This is a genomic window from Vibrio coralliilyticus, from assembly GCF_024449095.1.
Lineage (GTDB): Bacteria > Pseudomonadota > Gammaproteobacteria > Enterobacterales > Vibrionaceae > Vibrio > Vibrio coralliilyticus_A.
On record NZ_CP024627.1, the window covers coordinates 2098680 to 2123249 of the forward strand.

The 24570-nt window shown below is 45.8% G+C and carries 25 protein-coding genes and 1 riboswitch; of the genes, 11 read left to right on the forward strand and 14 right to left on the reverse strand.

What is annotated here, in order from left to right; genetic code table 11:
- Positions 1-83: 83 nt before the first annotated feature.
- On the reverse strand, positions 84-824 hold the full coding sequence (locus CTT30_RS09785) for a VP0952 family biofilm-associated protein (protein ID WP_252034982.1): 741 nt from the start codon (positions 822-824) through the stop codon (positions 84-86).
- Between the two features lie 50 nt (positions 825-874).
- On the opposite strand from CTT30_RS09785, the gene CTT30_RS09790 reads away from it, so the two are divergent.
- Positions 875-1198, forward strand: a complete 324-nt coding sequence (locus CTT30_RS09790) for an MGMT family protein (protein WP_252034984.1) — start codon at positions 875-877, stop codon at positions 1196-1198.
- Here CTT30_RS09790 and CTT30_RS09795 read toward each other — a convergent pair.
- A complete protein-coding gene (locus CTT30_RS09795) occupies positions 1178-1606 on the reverse strand; it encodes a YbaY family lipoprotein (RefSeq protein ID WP_239876292.1) in 429 nt (142 codons plus the stop codon). The two genes, CTT30_RS09790 and CTT30_RS09795, sit on opposite strands and share 21 nt — an antisense overlap.
- Positions 1607-1797: 191 nt before the next feature.
- On the opposite strand from CTT30_RS09795, the gene tesB reads away from it, so the two are divergent.
- A complete protein-coding gene (tesB, locus tag CTT30_RS09800; protein ID WP_239876293.1) occupies positions 1798-2658 on the forward strand; it encodes an acyl-CoA thioesterase II in 861 nt (286 codons plus the stop codon).
- Between the two features lie 122 nt (positions 2659-2780).
- Here tesB and CTT30_RS09805 read toward each other — a convergent pair whose 3' ends face one another.
- The gene (locus tag CTT30_RS09805) at positions 2781-3248 is read right to left on the reverse strand and encodes an Lrp/AsnC family transcriptional regulator (protein WP_252034986.1); all 468 of its coding nucleotides are present in this window, start codon (positions 3246-3248) and stop codon (positions 2781-2783) included.
- Positions 3249-3368: 120 nt separating this feature from the next.
- On the opposite strand from CTT30_RS09805, the gene CTT30_RS09810 reads away from it, so the two are divergent.
- Complete coding sequence (locus tag CTT30_RS09810; protein ID WP_252034988.1) at positions 3369-4433, forward strand: PLP-dependent cysteine synthase family protein; 1065 nt, start codon at positions 3369-3371, stop codon at positions 4431-4433.
- Between the two features lie 74 nt (positions 4434-4507).
- Here the strand turns inward: CTT30_RS09810 and CTT30_RS09815 are convergent, their stop codons facing one another.
- Together CTT30_RS09815 and CTT30_RS09820 are read right to left on the reverse strand one after the other, a co-directional pair.
- Complete coding sequence (locus CTT30_RS09815) at positions 4508-4828, reverse strand: DUF1244 domain-containing protein (RefSeq protein ID WP_239837330.1); 321 nt, start codon at positions 4826-4828, stop codon at positions 4508-4510.
- A 101-nt stretch (positions 4829-4929) separates the two neighbouring features.
- Positions 4930-5808, reverse strand: coding sequence for a Tim44 domain-containing protein (locus CTT30_RS09820; RefSeq protein WP_252034990.1), 879 nt, complete (start codon positions 5806-5808; stop codon positions 4930-4932).
- Between the two features lie 192 nt (positions 5809-6000).
- On the opposite strand from CTT30_RS09820, the gene CTT30_RS09825 reads away from it, so the two are divergent.
- From CTT30_RS09825 to CTT30_RS09835, 3 genes are all read left to right on the forward strand, one after another.
- Positions 6001-6591, forward strand: coding sequence for a TetR/AcrR family transcriptional regulator (locus CTT30_RS09825; protein WP_252034992.1), 591 nt, complete (start codon positions 6001-6003; stop codon positions 6589-6591).
- A 27-nt stretch (positions 6592-6618) separates the two neighbouring features.
- A complete protein-coding gene (locus CTT30_RS09830; protein WP_252034993.1) occupies positions 6619-8490 on the forward strand; it encodes an MFS transporter in 1872 nt (623 codons plus the stop codon).
- Positions 8491-8600: 110 nt separating this feature from the next.
- On the forward strand, positions 8601-9524 hold the full coding sequence (locus CTT30_RS09835) for a YeiH family protein (protein WP_252034995.1): 924 nt from the start codon (positions 8601-8603) through the stop codon (positions 9522-9524).
- On the opposite strand, the gene CTT30_RS09840 is transcribed toward CTT30_RS09835, so the two are convergent.
- From CTT30_RS09840 to CTT30_RS09870, 7 genes are all read right to left on the reverse strand, one after another.
- Positions 9521-9694, reverse strand: coding sequence for a hypothetical protein (locus CTT30_RS09840; RefSeq protein ID WP_006959233.1), 174 nt, complete (start codon positions 9692-9694; stop codon positions 9521-9523). The two genes, CTT30_RS09835 and CTT30_RS09840, sit on opposite strands and share 4 nt — an antisense overlap.
- 160 nt (positions 9695-9854) lie before the next feature.
- Positions 9855-11228, reverse strand: coding sequence for an o-succinylbenzoate--CoA ligase (menE, locus tag CTT30_RS09845; protein WP_252034997.1), 1374 nt, complete (start codon positions 11226-11228; stop codon positions 9855-9857).
- Positions 11228-12214: an o-succinylbenzoate synthase gene (gene menC / locus CTT30_RS09850; RefSeq protein ID WP_252034999.1), complete on the reverse strand. Its 987-nt coding sequence runs from the start codon at positions 12212-12214 to the stop codon at positions 11228-11230. Before menC ends, menE begins: the two co-directional genes overlap by 1 nt.
- A gap of 124 nt (positions 12215-12338) precedes the next feature.
- Entirely contained in the window at positions 12339-13205 is an 867-nt protein-coding gene (gene menB / locus CTT30_RS09855) for a 1,4-dihydroxy-2-naphthoyl-CoA synthase (protein WP_252035001.1), read from the reverse strand.
- Between the two features lie 29 nt (positions 13206-13234).
- Positions 13235-14020: a 2-succinyl-6-hydroxy-2,4-cyclohexadiene-1-carboxylate synthase gene (gene menH, locus CTT30_RS09860; RefSeq protein WP_252035002.1), complete on the reverse strand. Its 786-nt coding sequence runs from the start codon at positions 14018-14020 to the stop codon at positions 13235-13237.
- Positions 14010-15719 (reverse strand): 2-succinyl-5-enolpyruvyl-6-hydroxy-3-cyclohexene-1-carboxylic-acid synthase, encoded by a 1710-nt coding sequence (gene menD / locus CTT30_RS09865; RefSeq protein WP_252035004.1) that lies wholly within the window; start codon positions 15717-15719, stop codon positions 14010-14012. Before menD ends, menH begins: the two co-directional genes overlap by 11 nt.
- Complete coding sequence (locus tag CTT30_RS09870; RefSeq protein WP_252035006.1) at positions 15720-17027, reverse strand: isochorismate synthase; 1308 nt, start codon at positions 17025-17027, stop codon at positions 15720-15722.
- A 219-nt stretch (positions 17028-17246) separates the two neighbouring features.
- Between CTT30_RS09870 and CTT30_RS09875 the strand changes: the two genes are divergently transcribed.
- The 3 genes from CTT30_RS09875 (at position 17247) to CTT30_RS09885 (ending at position 20499) form a co-directional block, all read left to right on the forward strand.
- A complete protein-coding gene (locus tag CTT30_RS09875; RefSeq protein ID WP_239837342.1) occupies positions 17247-18461 on the forward strand; it encodes a pyridoxal phosphate-dependent aminotransferase in 1215 nt (404 codons plus the stop codon).
- Between the two features lie 76 nt (positions 18462-18537).
- Positions 18538-19137 carry a 5'-deoxynucleotidase gene (gene yfbR / locus CTT30_RS09880; RefSeq protein ID WP_239865768.1) on the forward strand — a complete coding sequence of 200 codons (600 nt, stop codon included), beginning with the start codon at positions 18538-18540 and terminating at the stop codon, positions 19135-19137.
- A gap of 45 nt (positions 19138-19182) precedes the next feature.
- Entirely contained in the window at positions 19183-20499 is a 1317-nt protein-coding gene (locus CTT30_RS09885) for an anti-phage deoxyguanosine triphosphatase (protein ID WP_239876304.1), read from the forward strand.
- Positions 20500-20529: 30 nt separating this feature from the next.
- On the opposite strand, the gene CTT30_RS09890 is transcribed toward CTT30_RS09885, so the two are convergent.
- Complete coding sequence (locus CTT30_RS09890; protein WP_252035008.1) at positions 20530-21540, reverse strand: adenosine deaminase; 1011 nt, start codon at positions 21538-21540, stop codon at positions 20530-20532.
- An 82-nt stretch (positions 21541-21622) separates the two neighbouring features.
- Positions 21623-21722, reverse strand: a riboswitch (purine riboswitch).
- Between the two features lie 104 nt (positions 21723-21826).
- Positions 21827-22432 carry a tRNA-uridine aminocarboxypropyltransferase gene (locus tag CTT30_RS09895; RefSeq protein WP_252035010.1) on the reverse strand — a complete coding sequence of 202 codons (606 nt, stop codon included), beginning with the start codon at positions 22430-22432 and terminating at the stop codon, positions 21827-21829.
- Between the two features lie 3 nt (positions 22433-22435).
- On the opposite strand from CTT30_RS09895, the gene rrtA reads away from it, so the two are divergent.
- Positions 22436-23002, forward strand: coding sequence for a rhombosortase (rrtA, locus tag CTT30_RS09900; protein ID WP_252035012.1), 567 nt, complete (start codon positions 22436-22438; stop codon positions 23000-23002).
- A gap of 101 nt (positions 23003-23103) precedes the next feature.
- Complete coding sequence (locus tag CTT30_RS09905; protein WP_252035014.1) at positions 23104-24555, forward strand: DEAD/DEAH box helicase; 1452 nt, start codon at positions 23104-23106, stop codon at positions 24553-24555.
- The last annotated feature ends 15 nt before the right edge of the window (positions 24556-24570 follow it).

The following is a 24570-nucleotide window of genomic DNA, read 5'->3' on the forward strand; positions in this document are numbered from 1 at the left end:
TAATATTCAAAATATGCGCAACTCTGGCATAGATAAGTAAAATCGCTCTAACACATAGTTTAAATGCAAAGCATTGTTAAATACTATAGATCCGCTTCCTCATCGGAGCTGCGCAAAATATAATCAGTCATCCAAGCCGTCCCGAGAAGGCATACCCACACCACAAAGACCGGATTAGGGACATCTACACTAGGTGTGACGACTAACGCTGCAAACCCCACTGTAGGTAATGTCCAGCACAATAGTTTGCTCCAACGAAAGCTCTCTAATTTCGCTAAGCTCTCCATTGCAGCGATGATGCCTGTGATGCAAAGTGCGACTAACGCAGCATAAGATAAGTCTGCCATCCAAAGTGGCAATATTAATCCCAAGGCCCACCAACTGTGCTTATTGTTAGATTGCCAGTGCGTTGCCGCCCACCAAATCACCACCACTGATAATGTTTGTACTACTGTGATCATGGGCTCTCCGCCAAGCTTCCCCCCAGCTTGAGTGACCATGATACCGACTTGAAGCGTCACGACTATCAACGCAGCCATAAGCAACACGCCTATGCTACTGCGCCTTGAAAAGACGACCATCAATAATGGAAATAATATCCATTGACTGATCGACAGCGCGATCGGCTGATAGGGTAATGTCAAGCCATAAGTTGTCAGAGCGGCCATCAAAATAAGTCCGACAACGCCTCCTTGCGGAAATACCCACAACGCTGGAATCACCAATGCCAAGACTGGAATGTCTCCATCACTAAGGCTGATAGCTCGAGCACAAACAACAGCCAACAAGGTTGTCACTAAGAACTGAAAAGTAGAAAATACCATGCCCTCTCCTTATCCCTTCCATGGAAAAATCGAACTAGGACAAAATCATTATGGACCAGTTTTTAATGCAAATCTTTGCGGTGATTCACCAAATTCCGTGTGGAAAAGTAACCACTTACGGAGAAGTCGCCAAACTGGCTGGCTACCCTGGGTACGCAAGGCACGTAGGAAAAGCTCTCGGAAAACTACCTCATGATTCCAAACTGCCTTGGTTCCGAGTCATTAATAGTCAAGGTAGGATATCGCTCAAAGGTGAAGATTTGGTGAGACAAAGGGAGTTGTTGATTTCTGAGGATGTTGAAGTGACAAACGATGGAAAAATCAGCCTCCGAAAGTACCGATGGCAGCCAAACTCAGTTTCTTACACCAATTAACATCATATCGACATGGCTAGTTTGGTGTGGTTCAGTAATCACTGGGTAAGTAGTGTCAGTGATGAAACGAAGTCGTCCATCCACCTCAATACGAGCACTCACACTATATGTATGGCGAGCCTGTATTTTTCTTGGGTCAAACGCTAAATCAAATTCAACTGGCACTTGAATGCCACTCGTCTCAAATCGATGCTTAGCAATAACCTGAGCAGGAGCATCAGCCAAAGACACATCTTGTAGGGTCACCGTCACCAGTGCATGCTTAGGCAAAGCAATACGTTCACGATATGAAATAGTTCCTGTAATCGAGCTCACTTTGGTTTCCTCTGCAGGCTTCTCAGGAGACTGGCAACCAAGCATGGTCAAGCCAAGGAAAGTAGAGATGATTAGCGTTAATACTTTTTTCATAGAGACTATCTAAACCATTCAAACTCTGAAGATTATAAGTTTCAAGCTCAGATTTGTCATGACGCTAACCCTAATCACTATGCAGAGCCGACATTAAAAATATTTTTATAACTTATTGTTCAATCAACTGTTTAACTTATCAATTTATGCTTAAAATAACCTATATTGATTCATTTATTAAAGGTGTTTGAATGAGCAAGCCTCTCAAGGAACTTCTGGAATTATTGCAACTTGAAAAGCTGGAGGAAGGGCTTTTCAGAGGCCAAAGTGAGAACCTAGGACTGCCTCAAGTATACGGGGGACAAGTGATTGGTCAGGCTTTATCCGCCGCGAGATACACTGTTGCAGACGATCGTACGGTGCATTCATTCCACAGCTATTTTCTCTATCCTGGCGATCCTGAGAAGCCTATCGTATATGATGTTGAAAACTTGAGAGATGGCCGAAGCTTTAGTACTCGTCGCGTCAAGGCGATTCAAAATGGTCGCCCTATTTTTTACCTCACCGCTTCTTACCATGGTGAAGCTCCGGGCTTTGAGCATCAAAATACGATGCCTGATATCCCAGGCCCCGAGAATTATGCATCTGAATCAGAGCTCGCAGAGAAAATTGCTGAATTTTTGCCAGAGAAGATTAAAACGGCGTTTTGCGGTGAAAAGCCCATAGAAACACGCCCTGTTAACGTTGTGAATCCACTCAAACCACATAAAACAGATCCGAAACAGTACCTGTGGATTAAAGCCAACGGAGAAATACCAGATAACCAATTAATCCATCAATACTTACTGGGCTACGCCTCTGACTGGGGTTTTCTAGTGACAGCACTTCACCCACACGGTGTGTCATTGATGACACCGCATTTTCAAGTAGCAACCATCGACCACTCGATATGGTTTCATCGGCCCTTTAAGATGGATGAATGGCTGCTGTATGTCATCGAGAGCCCTACCGCAAGTAACACTCGCGGCTTAGTTCGAGGGGAGATCTATAACCGTCAAGGCCACCTAGTAGCTTCTGCGGTTCAGGAAGGGGTGATGAGGTTTACCAAGTAACTCCTCCCCAAGGCGACACTATATCAAACTCTTGAGTGCTCAAAGAAATCAAGTTTACTTTGAGCACCTCATCAGGGCTCACTACTCAACGACCTGTTAAGCTTTACCCACCTCGTTCTTTCTTAAGCATCTCCAATTGGTAACGCTGTCGTGTATTTGAGAGGTTCCATGGCAAAAGTGGAGGTCACATTGGATATACCAGCAACGGAGTTGACTAACTTTTTATAAAAGTTATCAAAGCACTGCATATCTTTGACCTGAACTTTCATCATGTAGTCGTATTCTCCAGCCATTCGATAAAACTCCATCACCTCAGGAAAATCAGAGGCCGTAGACACAAACTGGCTGTACCACTCATGAGAATGATCGCTGGTTTTCACCAACACAAAGGCAGTAAAGGATAAATCCAGTTTTTCTGGATTGAGCAACGCCACTCGCTTTTCAATCACTCCCGATTCTTCTAGCTTTTTTAACCGTTTCCAACACGGTGTTGTCGTTAAATTCACCGCTTCTGCCAGTTCATTTAATGACAAAGTTCCATCTTGTTGTAACAACGCAAGGATCTTTCGGTCCACTTTATCCAGCTCCATGCCCACCGCCTCATGATAGAAAAATTTTCTCCAAATAAAGCAAATTAAAGGCAATAAGGCAAAGTATTTCTCCTGTCATATAGATAAATTATTAGCATAACGATGCTAAGGAGATGTTTCATGTGTACAGACCACAACTGGATTAATAATGCGATTCGAAAAATTGAGGCCGACTTCCAACGTTCAGCGGATACTCACTTGATCAAGCTCGACTTACCCAGCGTGGAAGGTATTGATATTTACCTGAAAGATGAGAGCACACACCCAACAGGCTCCCTAAAACACCGTCTGGCTCGTTCGCTCTTTCTCTATGCCATTTGTAATGGCTGGGTCGGTCCCGAAACCACTATCATTGAATCATCATCTGGCAGTACCGCTGTATCAGAAGCGTATTTTGCTCGTTTACTTGGATTGCCGTTCATAGCCGTCATGCCTAAATGTACCGCTAAGAAGAAAATTGAACAGATTGAGTTCTACGGAGGCCAAGCTCACCTAGTGGAGCGTTCCGATCAGATCTACGCTGAGTCACATCGTTTAGCCAAAGAGCTTAACGGTCACTATATGGATCAGTTCACCTACGCTGAACGCGCAACTGACTGGCGCGGTAACAACAACATTGCAAATTCTATTTTTAGCCAGATGGAACTTGAAGATAACCCTGTACCAGCTTGGGTTGTGATGAGCCCAGGTACAGGAGGAACTTCCGCAACAATAGGCCGCTTTATCCGCTATCAGAAACACTCAACCAAGCTTTGTGTTGTCGACCCAGAAAACTCTGTATTCCATGAGTTCTTCAAAACCGGCAACTCTGAGCTAAAAGGCGATTGCGGTAGTAAGATTGAAGGAATTGGCCGTCCGCGTGTTGAGCCAAGTTTTATACCGGGTGTGATTGACGAAATGCGTACAATTCCAGACGCTGCTTCCGTTGCGACTGCGCACTGGTTAGAAAAAATTCTTGGCCGCAAAGTTGGTGCCTCTACAGGGACGAACCTTTACGGTGTTCTTCAACTGGCAAGCGAAATGAAATCGCGTGGTGAAACAGGGTCAATAGTGACGCTACTATGTGATAGTGGGGAGCGATACCTAGATACGTACTACAATAGTCAGTGGATTGAACAAAACATCGGCGATTTGCAACCTTATCTCACGAAATTAGAAACGTTTGAAGCAACTGGCCAAATCTAGATAACAATAACAACGTCAGTTGGAAATACGAGCGCCACTCATCTGAGTGGCGCTTTCATATCGGTATACCCGAATCAGCTCTTTTTCTGGCGCGCTTCGAAAGCCGCAAGTTGTTCAGGTGTCGCTTTCGGCTGGTGGTTTTGTTTCCACTCATCGTAAGTCATGCCATAGACACGTTCACGTGCATCATCAATATCCAGCTCAAAACCCTGGGTATCCGCTTCCGCTTTGTACCACTTACTGAAACAGTTACGGCAGAACCCTGCAAGGATCATCAGATCAATATTCTGCACGTCTTTATTTTCATCAAGATGAGAAAGTAAACGACGAAACACCGCTGCATCCAGTTTATCCTGCTCTTCTTGTGAAAGGTTTTTATATTTAAATTCAGCCACTTTACTTACCTATTGTTGTTCTGTATCGATTATCTTATCAAGTCTTGGCCCAATACAAAAACGCCCAAGCATTTGGCTTGGGCGTTTATTACAAATTGTGCTTAACCTTGAATACCGACAATCAACCATGGAGCGTTAGGTACCGTTAGATCACGCTCAAGGTGCCAGATGTCTTCAATGTTTTCTTCAACATCTTCCACTGCATCACGGTAGCGGCCGCTAAACTGTAAGCTAAGCTGCGCTTTGCTTGCATCATGGTCAGCCCGAACGATTTCTGCATCGACGTACATCACATCAGTGTGTTGTTCACCATCTAGTTTCGCACGTTCTGCTTTTAGGTCTTCAAACAAGCTCGGAGAGACATACTCTTCAATCGTTTCAAGTTGGTTATGGTTCCATGCACCTTGCAGAATACGGTAATGCTCACGCGCACCATTAATAAATGCTGACTGATCAAAACCTGGTGGGTAGTTGTGTGGAATATCCGTTTGTGAGCCAAAGCCGAATCCACTTTGACCACCTGTTTGAGGCTGCTGCTCAAAGTTATGAACGTTCGGTTGTTCAAACTTTGGTGCTGAACCACCAAATGCAGGCTGTTGTCTCTGCTGATTCATGCTGCCTTGCTTGGAGCCAAGCAACCCTCTCATCAATTTGAAGATAACAAAAGCAATCAAGCCCATGATAAGAATATCCATGAACTGAATACCCTCAAACGCTCCACCAAAGAATGCTGCGAGTAAGCCACCCGCTAAAAGACCACCCAGTAGGCCACCCATTAATCCTTTTTTACTGGCCCCTTGCGTCTTGGTGCCCTGATCTTTACCAATCGTATTTGTGTTTTGCTGTTGTTGCTTCGGTGCAGGAGCTGTTTTAAAGCTCTTACCAAATGACTTACCGCCACCAAACTTCTTCGCTTCCGCGATAGGAGTAATAGCAACAGACACCATTAGCAAAGCAACGAGGGAAAAAAGTCGTTTCATATTTTTCCTTAGGGTTTCCTGTATAAGGTAAGAATTATACTTATTGAGCAATAGTAACTTTTGTCTCTAAAGAATGAAATATGCGAAAGACGAATACATGTATCAAAGTATTGCAAATTCGAACATAGTCAGTTGCGCTTATCACACAGCCTTATTAGAATATTGAACGTTGTTCATTTTTGAAATTTTGTCATGGCCCGTAGAAACGATCATACGCGTGAAGAGCTTATCGCTCTCACTTTAGATACTGTCAAAGAGTTCCTGAGCGAAAACTCCTATCACGAGTTAAGTCTGCGAAAGGTGGCGAATATGATCGGCTACGTTCCCAGCACATTGGTTAATGTTTTTGGCAACTATAATTTATTGCTACTCCACGCTGTGGCACAAACTCTCGATGAACTTGCCAATGAAGCAAAAGTGGTTGTCGCACAAAGCCAAAACCCTAAAACCGCCTTATATGAACTCGCCTATTGCTATCACGATTTTGCCCAGCGCCACCCACACCGCTGGCAGCTGATCTTTGAGCACAACATGAATGGGGAAACCCTACCTGAATGGCAAGCTGAACGCATTGATAATATGACAGGTATGCTCGAGCAACTCTTGCAAATCCTTGCCCCTCATCGCTCCGAAAAGGAAGTGTTGCAAGCCAGCCGTGTGCTGTGGTCTGGTGTTCATGGTATTACCTTACTAAGCGTTGACGATAAATTCTTCGCAGCTGAGCCTATTGACGGCAAAGAGCTGATAGACAACTTACTCTCTCATTACATCGCGAACTGGTAATCGCATCCTAAAGGAACAAGGATCATCATGCCAAACAGCCAAACCTCTCTTTTAGGGCAGAAACGATTTCTGCCCTACTTTATCACCCAGTTTTTTGGGGCTTTTAACGACAATATCTTCAAGAACGTATTACTGCTCTTTGTTGCTTTCGCGGGTGCGGGAGCCTTACCTATCTCCAGTGATCTATTCATCAACCTAGCGGCAGGCTTATTCATTTTGCCTTTCTTCCTTTTCTCTGCCTCCGCAGGAGTATTAGCCGATAAATATGAGAAATCGTGGTTTATTCGGAAGGTCAAACTGGCTGAAATTGGCATCATGTGCCTAGGGGCAATTGGTTTTATTACCGAAAGCTACATCATCCTGTTAATTTTGCTGTTCTTAATGGGGACACAATCCGCATTTTTTGGCCCAGTAAAATATGCGTTATTACCTCAGCAACTTAAGCCACAAGAGCTGGTACCGGGTAATGCCTTGGTTGAGACAGGGACCTTCCTCGCCATTCTTCTCGGCACATTGGGTGCAGGCCTTATCGCCTCTGCAGAGAGTGCAAAATATATCGCCGCAGCAAGCGTGGTGGTATTCGCGTTCTTTGGTTACCTATCGAGTCGCTCAATTCCCGAAGCCCCCGCCTGTGCGCCAAACTTGAAATTCCGCTGGCAGCCCATCAAGCAAACCCGTAACACCATCGCTATTGCCAAGTCCGATAAGACGGTTTTCCAAGCTTTGATGGCAATTAGCTGGTTCTGGTTCTTAGGGGCCGCATATCTGACTCAATTCCCTAACTTCACTAAAATTTACCTCAATGGTAGCGAAAGTGCGGTCTCGTTTTTGTTGGCTCTTTTCTCTGTCGGTATTGCTGCAGGCTCGCTCGCTTGTGATAAATTGTCTAACCATAGAATTGAAATCGGAATCGTCCCTCTTGGCAGTTTAGGAATTAGCACGTTTGGTGTCTTAATGGCGATGTCTGTCCCTGCTAACTTGCCTGAATTTGAGACTTTCACCGACTTTGTCGCTTATCAGCCTCTGTGGCCAGTATTTATATCACTGCTGCTACTTGGGGCATCTGGGGGCGTTTTTATCGTCCCTTTATACGCATTGATGCAACAGCGCGCCAAAGTCACGGAACGAGCTCAGGTCATTGCTGCGCTCAACATCTATAACTCTCTATTTATGGTAGGTAGTGCGGTCCTCGGCATTGTCTGCCTTGCCCTCATTGGCATAAGTATTCCCCAACTATTTCTTCTACTGGCAGTAATGAATCTCGTGGTAGCGGTGACTTTATTCCTACGCGTCCCCATTTTTGCGGTACGATTCATCGTCTGGATTCTCACGCATACCATGTATCGGGTGAAGCATAAAAACCTACACCACCTGCCAGAACAAGGGGGGGCATTAATTGTTTGTAATCACGTGAGTTATATGGATGCATTACTATTGAGTGCCGTTTGCCCTAGACTGATCCGTTTTGTCATGGAAGAAGACTACGCCAACCTGCCACCTCTGCGTCGATTTCTCAAACGTGCAGGTGTTATCCCCATTTCCGCATCCAATCGCCGTTCCATTCGTACAGCTTTCAGTGAGATTGAACAAGCGCTTAGCGAAGGTCACCTCGTGTGTATTTTTCCAGAAGGCCGCTTAACTGACGATGGGGAGATGAACGACTTTATGCGCGGCATGGATATCATCCTCAAGCGTAGCCCTGTTCCTGTGATCCCAATGGCAATTAAAGGGTTGTGGGGCAGTTTCTTTAGCCGCTATAAAGGCAAAGCCTGCAGTGGATTGCCTACTCGCTTTTGGTCTAAGTTAGAGATCGAAGCAGGTCAGCCCGTCGAGCCATCCGCGGCTAACACAGCTCTGATGCAAGCCAAAGTAGCTAAATTACGAGGTGATTGGAAATAATTCCGCGAACATACGTTCATTAAATCTGAACGTATGTTCAATTCATTCAAATCTACTAATCGGCCGGATTTCGTTACACTCACCGACTGCTTTGACTGCTATTTTTTGTAATGACAACGATGAAAAAGCCACTGCCATTCTGGTTAGCCTTAATCGTATGCCTAACACCATGGATTACCTCACCAACCGCATTGGTGATTGGTTTTCTGTTGGCTTCATTGGGCATGGTGCCACACGATTTTAATCTAGCAAAAGTGACCAAAAAACTATTGGCTTATTCAATCGTCGGTTTGGGCTTCGGCATTCAATTCAAAGCTGCCCTTGCTGTTACCTCAGATGGTATAGGTCTTATCATTACCACTATTATCGGCACTTTGTTCATAGGCTGGTGGGCAGCAAAAGCCATTGGCCTCAATGCAGAAACGGGTTACCTGATTTCTTCTGGAACAGCAATCTGTGGCGGTAGTGCGATTGCGGCTGTTTCCCCTGCCATCAAAGCAAATGATGAACAAATCGGCCTTTCTCTAGCAACGGTTTTTGTCCTAAACTCCATCGCATTATTTATCTTCCCAGTGATTGGTCATGCATTAAGCCTCGACCAACAGACTTTCGGCATATGGGCAGCGATTGCTATTCATGACACTTCGTCCGTCGTTGGCGCGGCATCCGCCTACGGTGAGGAAGCACTCACCACCGCGACAACCTTAAAACTAGCAAGAGCTCTTTGGATTATTCCGGTTGCGTTGTTCAGTGCCTTTTTATTCCGCAGCGATTCGAAGAAAATCACTATCCCCTACTTCATCTTGTTTTATTGCGTCGCCATTGCAGTCAGCGATCTGTTGCCACAGTTTGAGGTGCTCTATCAGGGAATCTTTGATATTGCTAAGCGGGCTTTAGTGGTGTGTTTGTTTTTGATTGGCTGCGGAATTTCGGTGGAAAAGCTCAAGTCTGCTGGGCCTAAGCCATTGCTGTTTGGTGTCACGCTGTGGGTTGCCATATCGACCAGCTCATTGGCATGGTTAACGCTTAGCTAAAGTTCTTCAGGCTCTATTTTGAGCTTTCTGCGCTTTTGTCGTTGGTATATTAAGACCAAAGCGGCGATAAATAGAAACGCAGATAACTCAGCCAGTGATCGCACTAAGCCTTCACTTTGGACTGCGACTAGAATCTGAATCAATATTGCCAACACAATGACGGCTTTCATGAACGCCTCTTATATCCATATCCTCATATTCCCGAAAGTATTATGAGATAGAGTTATAAGTTTGATAAATTCAGATTTGGACTATGAAAGATCCATTTCAACTAAGTTGCCTGTCCATTAACGACAATATTTGAAGTGGCGCTACAACTGGCGCATCACTTTACTGCTCTAGCTGACTCAAAAGCCAATCTTTTACCGCTTTCCGAGAAACTTTAATTCCTGACTGATACAGTGATTCTGGCATCTCATAGTAAGCAACTGGCCATTTGAAGCGTGTCAAAGCTTTACTGAGTTCCTGCTCAATGTTCACAACGTCTAGAGAGTACTGTCCTTGAATCACTGCAACTGGGCGATGGCCAAACTCGCTGTCTTCCACAGGGATCACGACTGACTGCACGATGTAGGGAAGTCGGTTAAGCACTGCTTCAATTTCTTCACAATGAATATTTTCACCACCTGAGATAAATAAATTGTCAGCTCGCCCAATAATTTTGAGTTCGCCTTCAACCCACTCACCTAAGTCTTTACTGTCAAACCATCCATCGCGTGTAATAGGCTCCACAACCCCACATCGATAGTAACCACAAGCCAGAGTTTCACCGCCAATGTAGATTCTTTGCCCTTTAAGCCGGATTCGACGTTTAGGTAAGGTTTTGCCTGCTGAGTCGCGATTGTCGATTCTTTTTGCCGTCACGGTTGAGGCTGCTTCAGTCATCCCATAGCCCAACCAGGTTTCCACCCCCTGCTGTGCTGCTTTTTGGCTTAAGAACAATGGGACATGGCTCCCGCCGAGTAAGACATGGGTTAAATCAAGTGGCGAACCACTCTCCAAAAGACGTTGTAATTGCGTAGCCACCAGCGATGCGTGAGTCACTTGACGAATATCTTCAATCAGAACTCCGCTTCCTAGTTTCAATGTAGCCCCAACATACAACCAACGATAGACGATGGCTAACCCAGACACATGATACATAGGCAAACTTAGCAACCAACAATCGTCCTGTTTAAAAGAAAACACTTCCAATAGACCTGAGGCAGAAGCAATATGTTGCGCGTTAGTGTGTGCAACCGCTTTGGGATTGCCCGTTGAACCTGAGGTAAACACGATAGAGGCGATATTATCTGGCTGATAACCTGAGCAATAGTGATAAGAATTTGAACGTCCGACATCAAATGTCGACAATGAAGATAGCAGTGAATCAGATTTCGATACCCAGACTTTAGGCTCAATACAAGAGGGGTAAAGTGACTTTAGCTTGGTTTCAAGCTCCGCTTGTGTTTGCGGCATGGCCAATGCGCATATTGCTCCAATTTCCATACAAGCCAAGTACGCGAGTAATAAATCTAAGTTGTTTTTACTAATGCAGGTAAACACATCACCTTGTACTAGACCCTGCTCACAAAGGCTGGACGCCACTTCATCGACAAGATCAGCCAACTCAGCCCAAGAGTATTGCTGATCTTGATGATCCAGAGCAAATGAAGATGGGCTCGACTGAGCCCATTGTTTCAAAGGAGAGAGTTGGTTGTGCATTAAGATTGCCAGATTAGTGACTGATCTGACAGAGAAGTCACCGGAAGATCACAGCCAGGCCAAGTAACTTCTAGCTGCTGTGCAAACAGACCTATCGTATCTAAGCCTGGAACTTCTTCTGGCAATTGCCAGTGGGCAAAGCGAGCCAATTGAGTCAGACCTAAACTCGATTCTATACTGGAGCTGATAATCGGCTTGATCCCCAACTTTTTAGCCTCTTCTATGAGCTCGACACAGCGTTCGACAGAGCCAATAAGGGTAGGCTTAATCACAATGGCTTTAGCACCGTTAAAGTCCTCGAGTTTAAAATCATCCTTGCGAATGGCGTGTTGAAGGGTTTCATCCCAAGCAATCGCGATACCCGTATTAATCGCAAAAGAGAAGCTATCCCCCGGTGCTTGGCACGGCTCTTCAACAAACGCAATTCTTTGACGCAATGAAGGCGCTATCTTTTTAGCAAATTGTTGCGCTTTCTCGGCCGTCCAAGCGCGATTGGCATCTAGTCTTAGCGTAAGGTCTGGAATGGACTCCAAAAACAGGCTGACGATGAGCCCATCGCGGACAGGTTCATACAACCCTACTTTGATCTTGGCTACTTTCTCACCTTGCATACTGTGGAGCTTAGGCAGCAGTTCATCCGGATCACCTGAACACAAAGGTGCAGCCTGATAGCACCCCATGTCAGGGAGGCCATTGTTCAGTTCCAGCTCAGCCATAGATAACCCAAAAGCCACAGAGGGGTACAACTCCTTATCATCAAAGAGTTTACCACTCTGCCACATGGCTAGTTGCTCTATTAGTTGAGATGAAACCTCATCCATACTCTCAATACTAAACCCCGGTAGAGGTGCAATTTCACCTCTACCGATTTCCCCGTTGTTTTCTAGTACAACCACAAAGCCTTCTCGTTCCATGAGTCTTTGCTCTCTCAGTATCACACCGCTGTCCATCGGCAGCTTGTAGCGATACAGCTTGGCTGTTCTCATACCAATATCCCTTCTAATTATTTTGTAATCTTCAATCTATGCTGTTCACTATTTTGGGCTTCAATGGCAGATAAAAGTATTGAGTTAAGCACCTTTATCTTCACGTATTACCCAAAACAACACATCAAGGATTACGAGGGAATTTATTAAAGTCAGGCCGACGTTTTTCATTGAACGCATTCCGCCCTTCCTGACCTTCTTCAGTCATATAGAACATCATAGTCGCATTACCAGCCAACTCTTGAAGACCGGCCTGACCATCACAGTCAGCATTCAGAGCGGCTTTGAGACAACGCAGTGCCATCGGGCTGTGCTGCAGAGTTTCGCGACACCAACGAACCGTTTCTCTTTCCAACTCTTCAAGAGGCACAACCGTATTCACTAGCCCCATATCCAAAGCTTCCTGAGCATCATAGAAACGGCATAGGAACCAAATCTCGCGCGCTTTCTTCTGCCCAACAATTCGAGCCATGTATGAGGCACCCCAGCCGCCATCAAACGAACCAACTTTTGGCCCCGTCTGACCAAACTGAGCGTTTTCTGCGGCAATAGTCAAGTCACACATCATATGTAAAACATGACCACCGCCGACTGCCCAGCCAGCTACTGACGCAATGACGGGTTTGGGGCAAGTGCGAATTTGACGCTGGAAGTCCAATACATTTAAGTGGTGAGTGCCGGAATCATCTTGATAACCACCATAATCACCACGGACCTTTTGGTCACCACCCGAGCAGAAAGCCTTTTCACCAAGGCCTGTCAAAATGATCACACCCACGCCTTCATCGTAACGAGCATCAGCCAGTGCGTTAATCATCTCTTTGACAGTTTGAGGGCGAAACGCATTGCGGACTTGAGGACGAGCAATGGTGATCTTTGCGATACCATCTTCGGATTTATGGTACTGAATATCTTCATATTCGCCCGTGCAATCGTTCCAGTGCACTGGAGCATAGAGTTCTTCTTCTGAAATACCGACTGTTTTTGCCATGGTGATTCCTGTTTGTTGAGATTGCGCTGTTAGAAGAAAGCGCGAATTTGAGATTGAATAATCGCGGCGAATGCTTCGGGCTGTTCCACATGAACATTATGCCCAGCTTGCGCTACCTGGCTAAAAGACAAACCACTCTGTTCAGCCAGCTGACTGAACTTCATATCTTTTTCACCACAAATGTAATGTATCGGCATGCTTAAATCAGCCAATGACTCAAGCAAGTAATCTTGTTTTGCCAAGGTTGTCGCCATCAGCATCTTTGCGACGGATGGACCTAGATTAGCACTGCGCTTATCAATGATTGTTTGTCTTTGCTCATGATTTAGTGAACTAAATACCGGCTGCTGATACCAATCGTTTAACACTTGTTCAATGGGGTCATTTTGAAATCGCTCAGCCCAACGAGAGTCATTGTTTAATCGAGCATTTTTTTCCGCACGATCATGCAACCCAAAGTGACCACCTTCAGAAATAAGCATTTGAATATTATGTGCGGAAAAATACTGTTGAGTGAGCCCTACCATCGCAATTCGAGCCCCCATTGAATAACCCACTAACACTATAGGGGGATGGTGAGGAAATTGAGTGAGTAAAACGTCAGATATTTGATCGCAGCACGTTTTAAAATCGCGACAATGCATCAATTTGCTCATCCCATGACCGGGCAGATCGATGCATAACGATGAATATTCGGGGAGCAATTGCCTGCAGGTACTCCAATCTTCACTGCTACCCAGCAAGCCATGCAGATAAACAATTACAGGTCGAGAACTATCGTGGCTCTCCGTATTGTGGAAGGAGCTATAGAGCATGAAGTCGCTGAGTTATCTCTTTCAGTTGTGAGGAGGCTTGTTCAGGAGGTGTCTGTACTTCGACAAGCAATGCGCCCTCACCCTGTTGTAAATGATTACTCACTAACTCACTGTAAGCGGCAAGAGTGGTCGGTTTTTGGTATCGAATGCCAAATTGCATCGCAGCATGCTCGAAAGTGTAACCATGAGGCATCTGATAGAGAGGCTGTTTTTGTGCTTGGGGGACAGGGAGCAAATCAAAGATAGCCCCTCCGTCATTGTTAACTACGACAATCACCAGTGGCGTTTTTTCGTGGGTCAGTAAAGAGAGCGAGTTGAGATCATACAGCGCTGAGGTATCACCAATAAACAATACGCTGGGTTGAGGATTTGCACGTACAACTCCCGCAGCAGTCGCAATCAGCCCATCGATCCCTGATGCACCTCGGTTGCTAAACGTTTCAAGGTTTGGCATCGAACCAAACATATCCACCAGCCGAACAAATAAACTGTTGCCCAAAAAGACCTGCGTTGGTTGTGGTAAGTCTTTGACTGATTTAGCCAGAGCAATTTCATTGAATGACTGGTGGCTTTGTTCAGATAGTGCCACTGCACATTGTGAATAATGCTCTAACTCCTTTGCCCAGCCATAGTGAACATTCTTGCCGCCAACACGTTCTCGCAGCCAACTCTCTATCCAAACCCCAATGCCGACAACGTGATGAGTTTGTGGTAAATGATTTTGGTTGTTGCGATCAACTTGGGGAGAAACATAATGGTAATCCGCTTGTCTCGATTCGACTTGCTGAGATATCCACTGATTGAGACGTTTCGATACAATCCGAGAGCCAAACTGCACAATAACGTGAGCCTGACTCAACACTTCTTTCGCAGAAGGGTTCTGCAACCAAAGATCATAATGTGTGAAGGGAGACGAAACTCCCGATTGCGAATCACACAAGCATGGCCAGCCCAATTTGTCCGCCAGCAGTTTCACCTGCTGTGCTTCCTCTAGGGTGACACTACCAACGACAATAACTCCTGGCTTGTCTGCTACATCGGCGTAGTGAAGAGCGGGCAATGATTGAGTTCGAGCCTTGCAGCTATAAGGCTTGTCAGAGTGAGACCAAGATTTTACTTCATCAAGATATGCCTGAAATATTCCTTTCGATTCAGAACCATACAAAGGCTCAGGAAACGGGCAATTGATGTGAACAGCTCCACCTTTCTCTGCCTGTTCAGACATTTTCTGATCTATGGAAGTCAGCAACCATTTAAGCGCTACTGACTCTGAAGGGCTGGGTAACTCAAGAGTGGCACTCACATGAGAGGAGAATATCCCCACTTGATTGATCGCCTGATTGGCTCCGCAGCCAACCAATTCTACGGGCCTATCTGCAGTTAGCACGACCAGTTTCTCACCTGTGAGTTTTGCCTCTGCTATTGCGGGCAACAGATTGGCGACAGCGGTTCCGGATGTGACAATCAATGCGACTGGCTTATCGCTTGCCTTCGCTAAACCGAGAGCTAAGAAACCTAAACCTCGCTCATCAAAATGCGTATGCAGTTTTAATTTGTTATTCTGATGCGCTTCCAGCGTTAAAGGCGTCGAACGCGAACCCGGTGCAATACACACTTCACTGACACCTAAGCGAGATAACTCTTCAAGCAGTACCTGAGACCAAATACGGTTCATAATGGCTTGATTGTGCAGACTCATTTATGACGCCACTCCCAACGGGGGTATATCAGCAATCAAAGATAGCAATGTTGACATTTTCTTATCCAACTCTTGCCATTCATTGTCGGCAATAGACCCCGGTACTATACCTGCACCTGCGAATAACTGGATCTCCTCACCAAGAATAAGAGCACTGCGTATCGCAACACAAAACTCGGCGCGCTGGTGACTGATGACCCCCATCGACCCCGCATACCAGCCACGTGCAAAGGGCTCATTGTCTCGAATAAATTTCATTGATTCTTTGCGTGGCAGTCCTGCAACAGCTGCTGTCGGTTGTAACGCACTCAGCAACTGAACCCCATTTACTCCAGTTTTGAGGTGGGCGTGAATACTGCGCTTAAGGTGCTGAACTTTACGCAGCCTAACCAAGCGGGCTTCTTGTTCAACCTCAATGTGTTCTGAATGAGGTGCCAGCCGCTCAATGATGTCATCGACCACATATTGGTTTTCATTGAGGTTTTTTCTATCTTGCGCTAACCAGTTTGACAGCTCCATGTCGTGGCTGGCATTGTCCCCACGGCCTATCGTTCCAGCCAAAGCCTCAGTATAGAGCTCCTGACCTTGTCTGGCATACAAACGTTCCGGTGTAGAGCCTATAAAGCTATGTCTTTTATCCAGCGAAAGCATAAAGTGGAAGCTATGGTGGTTTTGCAGATAACTTGATTTCAGTAGCTGCGCAGCACTTACCGTGCTGTCCATCTGTACGGAAGTTCTGCGGGCCAGCACGACCTTTTTAAAGTCGTCATTCTCTATACCAGTGAGAACTTTCTCAACCAGTTCAGACCATTGCGACTTTTCCGGTATGTGGCTGATGCTTTTGATCTGCGCTGAAACGGGAAGCAATGCACCAACATCAATCTGAAGTTTCTTCAGCCCTGCAAGAGTACGGTGCTTCTCCGCAGTGAGATTAACGGCCAATGACCAACGGTCATCGAAACGAATTAACTCAACTTGTGGTAGGAAAAAGAAAGAGGACATACAGCGACGATTTTTTTCCGTCTGACCGTCGAAAGAACGCCCCCCCCATACTCGCTGGTCATCAGCTAAAATCGTATAAGCGGGTGCCGGGTCGACAAAGGTATGTAGCTGCCCCAGCGCTACCACTTCCTCACGGGTATCGCGAGACTGCCAGTAAAACTTAGGGAAGATCGGCTGAGCTTCCAGCCAATCGATGAATGCAAAGTCAGGTTTTTCCTCAAGAACTTGAACCAGACGGTTTACGCCGCCTTCTGCATCCTTTACGCGTTCAATCAGTTCAGTAACGGCTTGATGAAAGTGTGACAAATCAGCCTCGTATGCCTAGGGATTCTTATTCATTTTATCTCGCTACTCTATTAATAGACCTTATTCAGATCAAGGTTGTAGCCCATCTTTTGCATGATCCTGTGATTGCAAACGAGCAAAGCGCATACAAAAACGCGCCATATCTCAGTTTTTTATTCTAACAAAGGGCTTTTTGATGTACTTTAATAAAGAAATACAATCATTTCTAGGTTTTATACAATGCAAAATATCGGGATGTCATCAAAACTCGATAATGTCTGCTATGACATTAGAGGGCCTGTGCTCAAACATGCTAAGCGTATGGAAGAAGAAGGGCATAAAATACTGAAGCTCAATATCGGTAATCCAGCCCCATTTGGTTTTGATGCCCCAGATGAAATTTTAGTTGATGTCATTCGTAACCTACCAACATCACAAGGCTACTGTGATTCAAAAGGCATCTACTCCGCGCGCAAAGCCGTTGTTCAGCACTATCAACGTAAAGGGATTCGCTCTTTAGATGTTGAAGATGTCTATATCGGTAACGGGGCTTCTGAGCTGATTGTCATGTCGATGCAGGCGTTGCTAAATAATGGCGATGAAATGCTTGTTCCAGCGCCGGATTACCCTCTCTGGACTGCGTCCGTTGCTCTGTCTGGCGGTAAAGCAGTGCATTACCTATGTGATGAACAAGCAGACTGGTACCCCGATCTCGATGACATTCGCAAAAAAATTACACCCAAGACGAGGGGAATTGTCTTAATTAACCCCAATAACCCAACAGGTGCTGTTTACAGCCGTGATTTTCTCTTGGAAGTGATCGAAATTGCGCGCCAGCACAAGTTGATCATCTTCGCTGACGAGATCTACGATAAAGTACTCTATGATGGGGCAACGCATACTTCTGTCGCAACACTCTCTGATGATGTCTTAACCGTTACCTTTAACGGTCTTTCCAAAGCCTATCGCGTCTGTGGTTTTCGCGGTGGCTGGATGTTTTTAACCGGACCAAAGCACCTTGCGCAAGGTTACGTCAATGGGCTAGACATGCTGGCATCAATGCGCTTGTGCGCCAATGTTCCAATGCAGCACGCTATTCAAACCGCACTGGGTGGCTATCAGAGTATTAATGAGCTTATCCTACCTGGCGGCCGCTTATTGGAACAGCGTGACCGCGCTTTTGAACTGATCAATCAGATCCCAGGGGTATCTTGTGTCAAACCCAAAGGCGCAATGTACTTGTTCCCAAAAATTGACACTAAGATGTATAACATTAAAGACGATCAGAAAATGGTTCTTGATTTCCTCATTCAGGAAAAAGTTCTATTGGTTCAGGGATCTGGCTTCAACTGGCCGAAACCCGATCACTTCCGCATCGTCACTCTCCCGCACGTAGAAGATCTTGAGATGGCGATTGGTCGTTTTGAACGATTCCTATCGACTTATAGTCAGTAGTAGTAATTAGATTCGATTTTTCATATGCTTAATGAGCACTCAATGAGTGCTCTTTTTTTATTTTGGAGGGAGATATATGACAGAAAGTAAAACCAAAGAAAGTCACTTCTTCGCCCACCTTGCTCGAATGAAACTGATACAGCGCTGGCCTCTGATGCGTTCAGTATCGACTGAGAATATCTCAGAGCATAGCCTTCAAGTCGCCTTTGTTGCTCACGCTCTAGCACTCATCAAAAATAAGAAATTTGGTGGTAACCTCAACCCCGAGCGGATTGCGTTATTAGGGATGTACCATGATACCAGTGAGGTGCTGACTGGGGATCTTCCCACCCCAGTTAAATATTACAACCCAGAAATAGCAAAAGAATATAAGAAGATAGAAGCCGCCGCCGAAAAGAAACTGCTGTCGATGTTACCCGAAGAGTTTCAAGAAGATTTTGCCCCTTACTTGGTCTCTCAAGCCGCCTACCCCGACGACGAAATCATCGTCAAGCAGGCCGACACTATCTGTGCCTATCTGAAATGCCTTGAAGAGCTCAGCGCTGGTAATCACGAATATGCACTGGCGAAGAAGCGCCTTGATGTCACTTTACAGGAAAGACGAACCCCAGAAATGGACTACTTCCTCACGACATTCGCTCCAAGCTTTGAATTATCTCTGGACGAGATTAGCTAGGTAATAAAGAATGGTTGGTAAAGTAATAAGAGCAAAGGTCATATTATGACGTTCAAAATCAGCTCCTTATGGGATGAGCGCCACGATGACGAACATAAGATCCGTCGCGACGATCACCGCAGTCCTTATCAACGCGACCGAGCGAGAATTCTTCATTCGGCAGCGTTTAGACGTTTGCAGGCAAAAACTCAGGTTCATGGTAACAGTTTCGACGATTTTCACCGCACTCGGCTTACTCACTCTCTCGAAGCCGCCCAGTTAGGAACGGGAATCGTTGCGCAGATAAAAAAGAAACAGCCAAAATTTCGCGACCTTTTGCCGAGTGATAGCTTAATTGACTCACTTTGCTTAGCCCACGACATCGGTCACCCACCATATGGGCATGGCGGTGAAGTCGCCCTCAACTATATGATGCGAGAGCACGGCGGCTTTGAAGGCAATGCACAAACATTCCGCATTGTCACCAAGCTCGAGCCTTATACTGAGAATTTTGGCATGAATCTCGTACGGCGGACATTACTTGGTTTGATCAAATACCCCGCTCTTATCAGTCAAACGCACGCAGATGTCGCTCCAGACAGCGTCTCTCATCAACGCCAACTCAAAGCAAAGGAATGGTCACCCGCCAAGGGTTTATATGACTGTGACCAGTCTCTCTTTGACTGGGTACTTGCCCCGCTGAGTGAAACCGATAAGCAACGGTTCAGCCAGATGCGTGACGAAAACGTAATGCCGCATCAACACAAGAAAACTCGCTTTAAATCCATTGATTGCTCCATTATGGAACTGGCTGATGACATTGCCTATGGAGTGCATGATCTCGAAGATGCAGTCGTGCTTGGCATGGTGACAAGACACCAGTGGATAGAAGGCGCGGCGAGTTTGCTTTCGGAGAGTGGTGAGCCTTGGTTTGAAGCCCATATCGACTCCATTACAGAGATGCTATTTTCCGGTACTCACCACCAGCGTAAAGACGCCATTGGTGGCATGGTGAACGCATTACTCACCAGTATTTCCATAAAGCCTGTTGACGCGCCTTTCGAAAGTGAACTGCTGGCATTTAATGCTTATTTAGAACCTGAAATGGCACAAGCACTCGAGATACTTAAGCGCTTTGTCAGTGAGTATGTGATTCAGGTGCCTCATGTTCAAGTTGTCGAGTACAAGGGGCAACAGATCATTATGGATATCTTTGAAGCCCTCAGTGCCGATCCTGAGCGATTACTGCCAATACCGATTCGCCATCAATGGCAACAAATGAGCTGTGAAAGTGAAGGCTATCGTGTGATTGCGGACTATATTTCATCGATGACTGACGGCCATGCTCAGAGACTGCACCAGCAGTTGTTCTCATCTCATTAACAGAAAGCGGAGTTTATGCTCCGCTTGTTTCTAACACCTGTCGACAAATTCATCGAGTCGGCTCATTAGACGTTGCTTCTCACTGTCACTGATAAAACTCGCTTCAATCGCATTGCGACTAAATTGCGCCAACTCTTCTTGCGTCAACATGTGGCTGTCTGCTACAGCTAGAAAGTTGTCGGTCATATAGCCACCAAAATAGGCCGGGTCATCTGAGTTAATCGTCACACACAGCCCTTGCCTCAATAAATTGACAACATTGTGTTGCTTCATCTCCTCAAATACTTTGAGCTTAGTATTGGACAGTGGGCAAACTGTCAGCGGCATACGCGACTGAGCCAGTGACACCACCAGATTCGGATCATCGGCGCAGCGAACGCCATGGTCAATGCGCGACACTTTCAATAATTCAAGGCTGTTATAAATGTTGGCAACAGGCCCCTCTTCTCCTGCATGGGCGACCGTGAGAAAACCAGCCTCGAGTGCTTTGGCAAAAACACGAGCAAACTTCTCTGGCGGGTGACCCACTTCCGATGAATCCAGACCCACACCAATGATTTTATCTTTATGTGCCAATGCTTGTTCCAAGGTGACAAAGGCACTATCTTCATCCAGATGACGTAAAAAACACATGATGACTCGACTACTGATACCCAATTGCGTCTTCGCATCTTGCAAAGCGCGGTGAATACCGTTGATCACGGTGTCAAACGCGATACCACGCTCAGTATGAGTTTGTGGGTCGAAGAAGATCTCGGTGTGGATGACATTGTCAGCCTTACAGCGCAACAAATAAGCCCAGGTTAAATCGTAAAAATCCTGTTCATGAATCAACACGTTGGCACCTTGATAGTAGATATCAAGGAATGACTGAAGGTTAGTAAACTCATACGCGGCTTTGACCTCTTCAGGCGTGGTAAATGGCAGCGCGACTTGATTGCGTAATGCGAGTTCAAACATCATCTCAGGCTCAAGTGAACCTTCAATATGCAGATGCAACTCAACTTTTGGTAACTGACGAATAAATTCTGTTTGGTTCACGCTTGTCTCCCCATTCAATTCGATTGGTATTCAACAAACGCTTTTCTCTTGTGAAGATAATCAGACATACAAAGAGAAAAGCGCAATGCACTTCACTCTTCGTAATCTGAAATTTGCGGTTTCAGGTAGAGACTCCCACACCCTATCAGTGGGATTATACGAAGCATCGGTTATGACGTAACAGCCATAACTAAACGATTGCGCGTAATCATATCCTGACAAAGATTCACTGTACAACGCTGCGCTTGAAAATAATTTTAGACCTCAAATGGCGAGTTTGCGTTTATTACCGATAATTTTTTTCAAACACACCGGGTGGCATCTGCTTGATTTGAAAGTCAATCATGTGATTGAACGTATCAAGTAATGGGGTGAAGTCTTGCTCTGGTTGCAGCAAAGTCAGGATATGGTAGCCAGCCTCCACGGTAGATAAACTATTGTCACTGGGCGCTTTACGAATACGATAATTTCCCTGTAGGTTCTCCGGCAAATGTACTAAAGGTAATACCTGTAAATTTTCAGACAATTGCCACATTTTGTACGCTTTTTTCCACGTGCCATCGAGCAAAATAATCCGTACTTTTTCTTCTCTGAAGACGGCTTTAGCCACCTCTTCATGGCTGACAGACACTTCTCCCGGATAAAGCACAAAATGTTGATAGCTTTCCTCAGCCAACAGCTGATTCAGCTCATTATGCTGAGTAAAATTTTCACCTTCAAACAGGTAACTATTCTCAAGCGAGAGTCTGAGAATACGCGCTGTGCCCATGGGCCTGTTTGTTTCTGTCGGATGCTGTAAGATGACCAACTCAACATTCGATGTTAGGCTTTGTATCCACTCACAAATACAAGCTTTGAGTGACTTACCACATTGAGAACAATATCGGGACATAGCGTGCGTTTACTTCTTCTGTTAATTGCTATCAGCTTAGTCTGCCTAGGCGTGCAGTTCGAGCCGTTAGCCAGCCTGACATACTGGCATTATCAACTTATTTCTGAAGGCCAGTGGTGGCGAATCCTAACAGGAAATTTCACCCACACCAACTATGCTCATTTAGGCATGAATCTGGCTGGCTTGTGGGTTATCACTTACCTGTTTAAACCAAGAGTGACTTCTCTGCTCTGTGTATTGTTCGTGATTAGCTTATCCGTGGGTGTGCTCAACCTGACAACAAGCATGACTAGCTATGTTGGTCTTTCTGGTGTGCTACATGGCATTTTTGCCTATTATGCGCTTCTGGAATCCTTACAAGGTCGTAAAGGTAGCTGGTTACTTGTCATTGGCGTATTAGCTAAAGTGGGCTGGGAAATGACCATGGGAGCCTCGCAATCGACCAGCGAGTTAATCAATGCCCGTGTAGCCGTGGAGTCTCATCTGTTTGGCGCATTGGCAGGTCTCGTGCTTGCTTTTGCCACGACTAAGCTAAACTTTCAGACAACACTTAACCGCTCTCAGCGATAATTTCTATTGATGTTCCTGACCAAAGGGCTCAGAATGGCGCCCTTTTGCTGGTGGTCGATTGCCGCCAGAGCACTTATCTCACCTTAAACAGAGAACAATTTATGGGTTTTACCGCTTTAGGCCTTTCTGCCCCGCTCCTCAAAGCCATCGATGATCAGGGTTATGACAAACCATCTCCAATTCAGGAGCAAGCCATTCCTGCAGTGTTAGCAGGTAAAGATGTCATGGCAGCGGCTCAGACAGGTACGGGTAAAACCGCAGGCTTCACATTACCGATTCTAGAACGATTAGATAATGGCACCCGAGTCAAAGGCAACCATGTGAGAGCACTGGTGCTGACACCGACCCGTGAATTGGCAGCTCAGGTTCAGGAAAACGTATTTAAGTACAGTCGCTATCAACGTCTGACGTCGAATGTAGTATTCGGCGGCGTCAAAATTAATCCACAAATGATGAAGCTGCGTAAAGGCACAGACGTGCTTGTCGCAACTCCGGGTCGATTACTCGATTTATACCAGCAGAATGCAATTAACTTCTCTCAGCTGGAAGTTTTAGTGCTGGATGAAGCAGATCGCATGTTGGATATGGGCTTTATTCGCGATATTCGTAAAATACTCGCACTGCTTCCAGAGAAGCGCCAAAACCTACTGTTCTCTGCAACCTTCTCTGCAGAGATTCGCGAACTAGCCAAAGGTCTAGTCAATGATCCGGTCGAAGTCTCTGTTAACCCTGAGAACTCCACTGCGGTCACCATTGAACAATCTATCTACCCAGCGGATAAGCGTAAAAAAGCACCTATGCTGGTGAAGCTCATCAAAGACGGCGATTGGAGACAAGTTCTGGTCTTCAGCCGTACCAAACACGGAGCGAACCGACTTTCTCATTACCTTAATGATCAAGGTATTACGGCAGCGCCTATTCATGGTAACAAAAGCCAAGGTGCGCGCACCAAGGCACTGGCTGATTTTAAATCCGGAGAAGTGCGCGTATTAGTTGCTACAGATATTGCCGCACGTGGTATCGACATTCCTCAACTCCCTCAGGTCGTTAACTTCGAGCTGCCTCACGTGGCAGAAGACTACGTCCACAGAATTGGCCGTACTGGCCGTGCCGGTGAAGTCGGCAAAGCGATCTCTTTAGTTGAAGCAGCGGAAGCCAGTGAACTATTTGGTATTGAACGACTCATCCAGCAAGTATTACCTCGTTTGGAGCTGGAAGGCTATAAGCCCGTCAATGTGCTGCCAGAGTCTAAGTTAGATACTCGCCCAATCAAACCTAAGAAACCGAAAAAGCCCAAGAAGCCAAAAGTCGACCATGCCGATGGTCAGCGCTCAGGTGACAATGCTCGTGGCCATAAGCCTGCGGGAAAAAACAAGCGTCATTTTGGCCATAACAAACCCAATGGTGATGGCTCCAAGAGTCATAATGGTGGTAAACGTCAGGATGGCAGCTCTGGTACTAGCAAAGCCTCAAACAAGGCTGGCAATAATGGACAGAAACATCATAGACCAGCACACCGCAAGCCAAACCATTCGCAACCTAAAGCACAGTAACCAAATACACAAAGC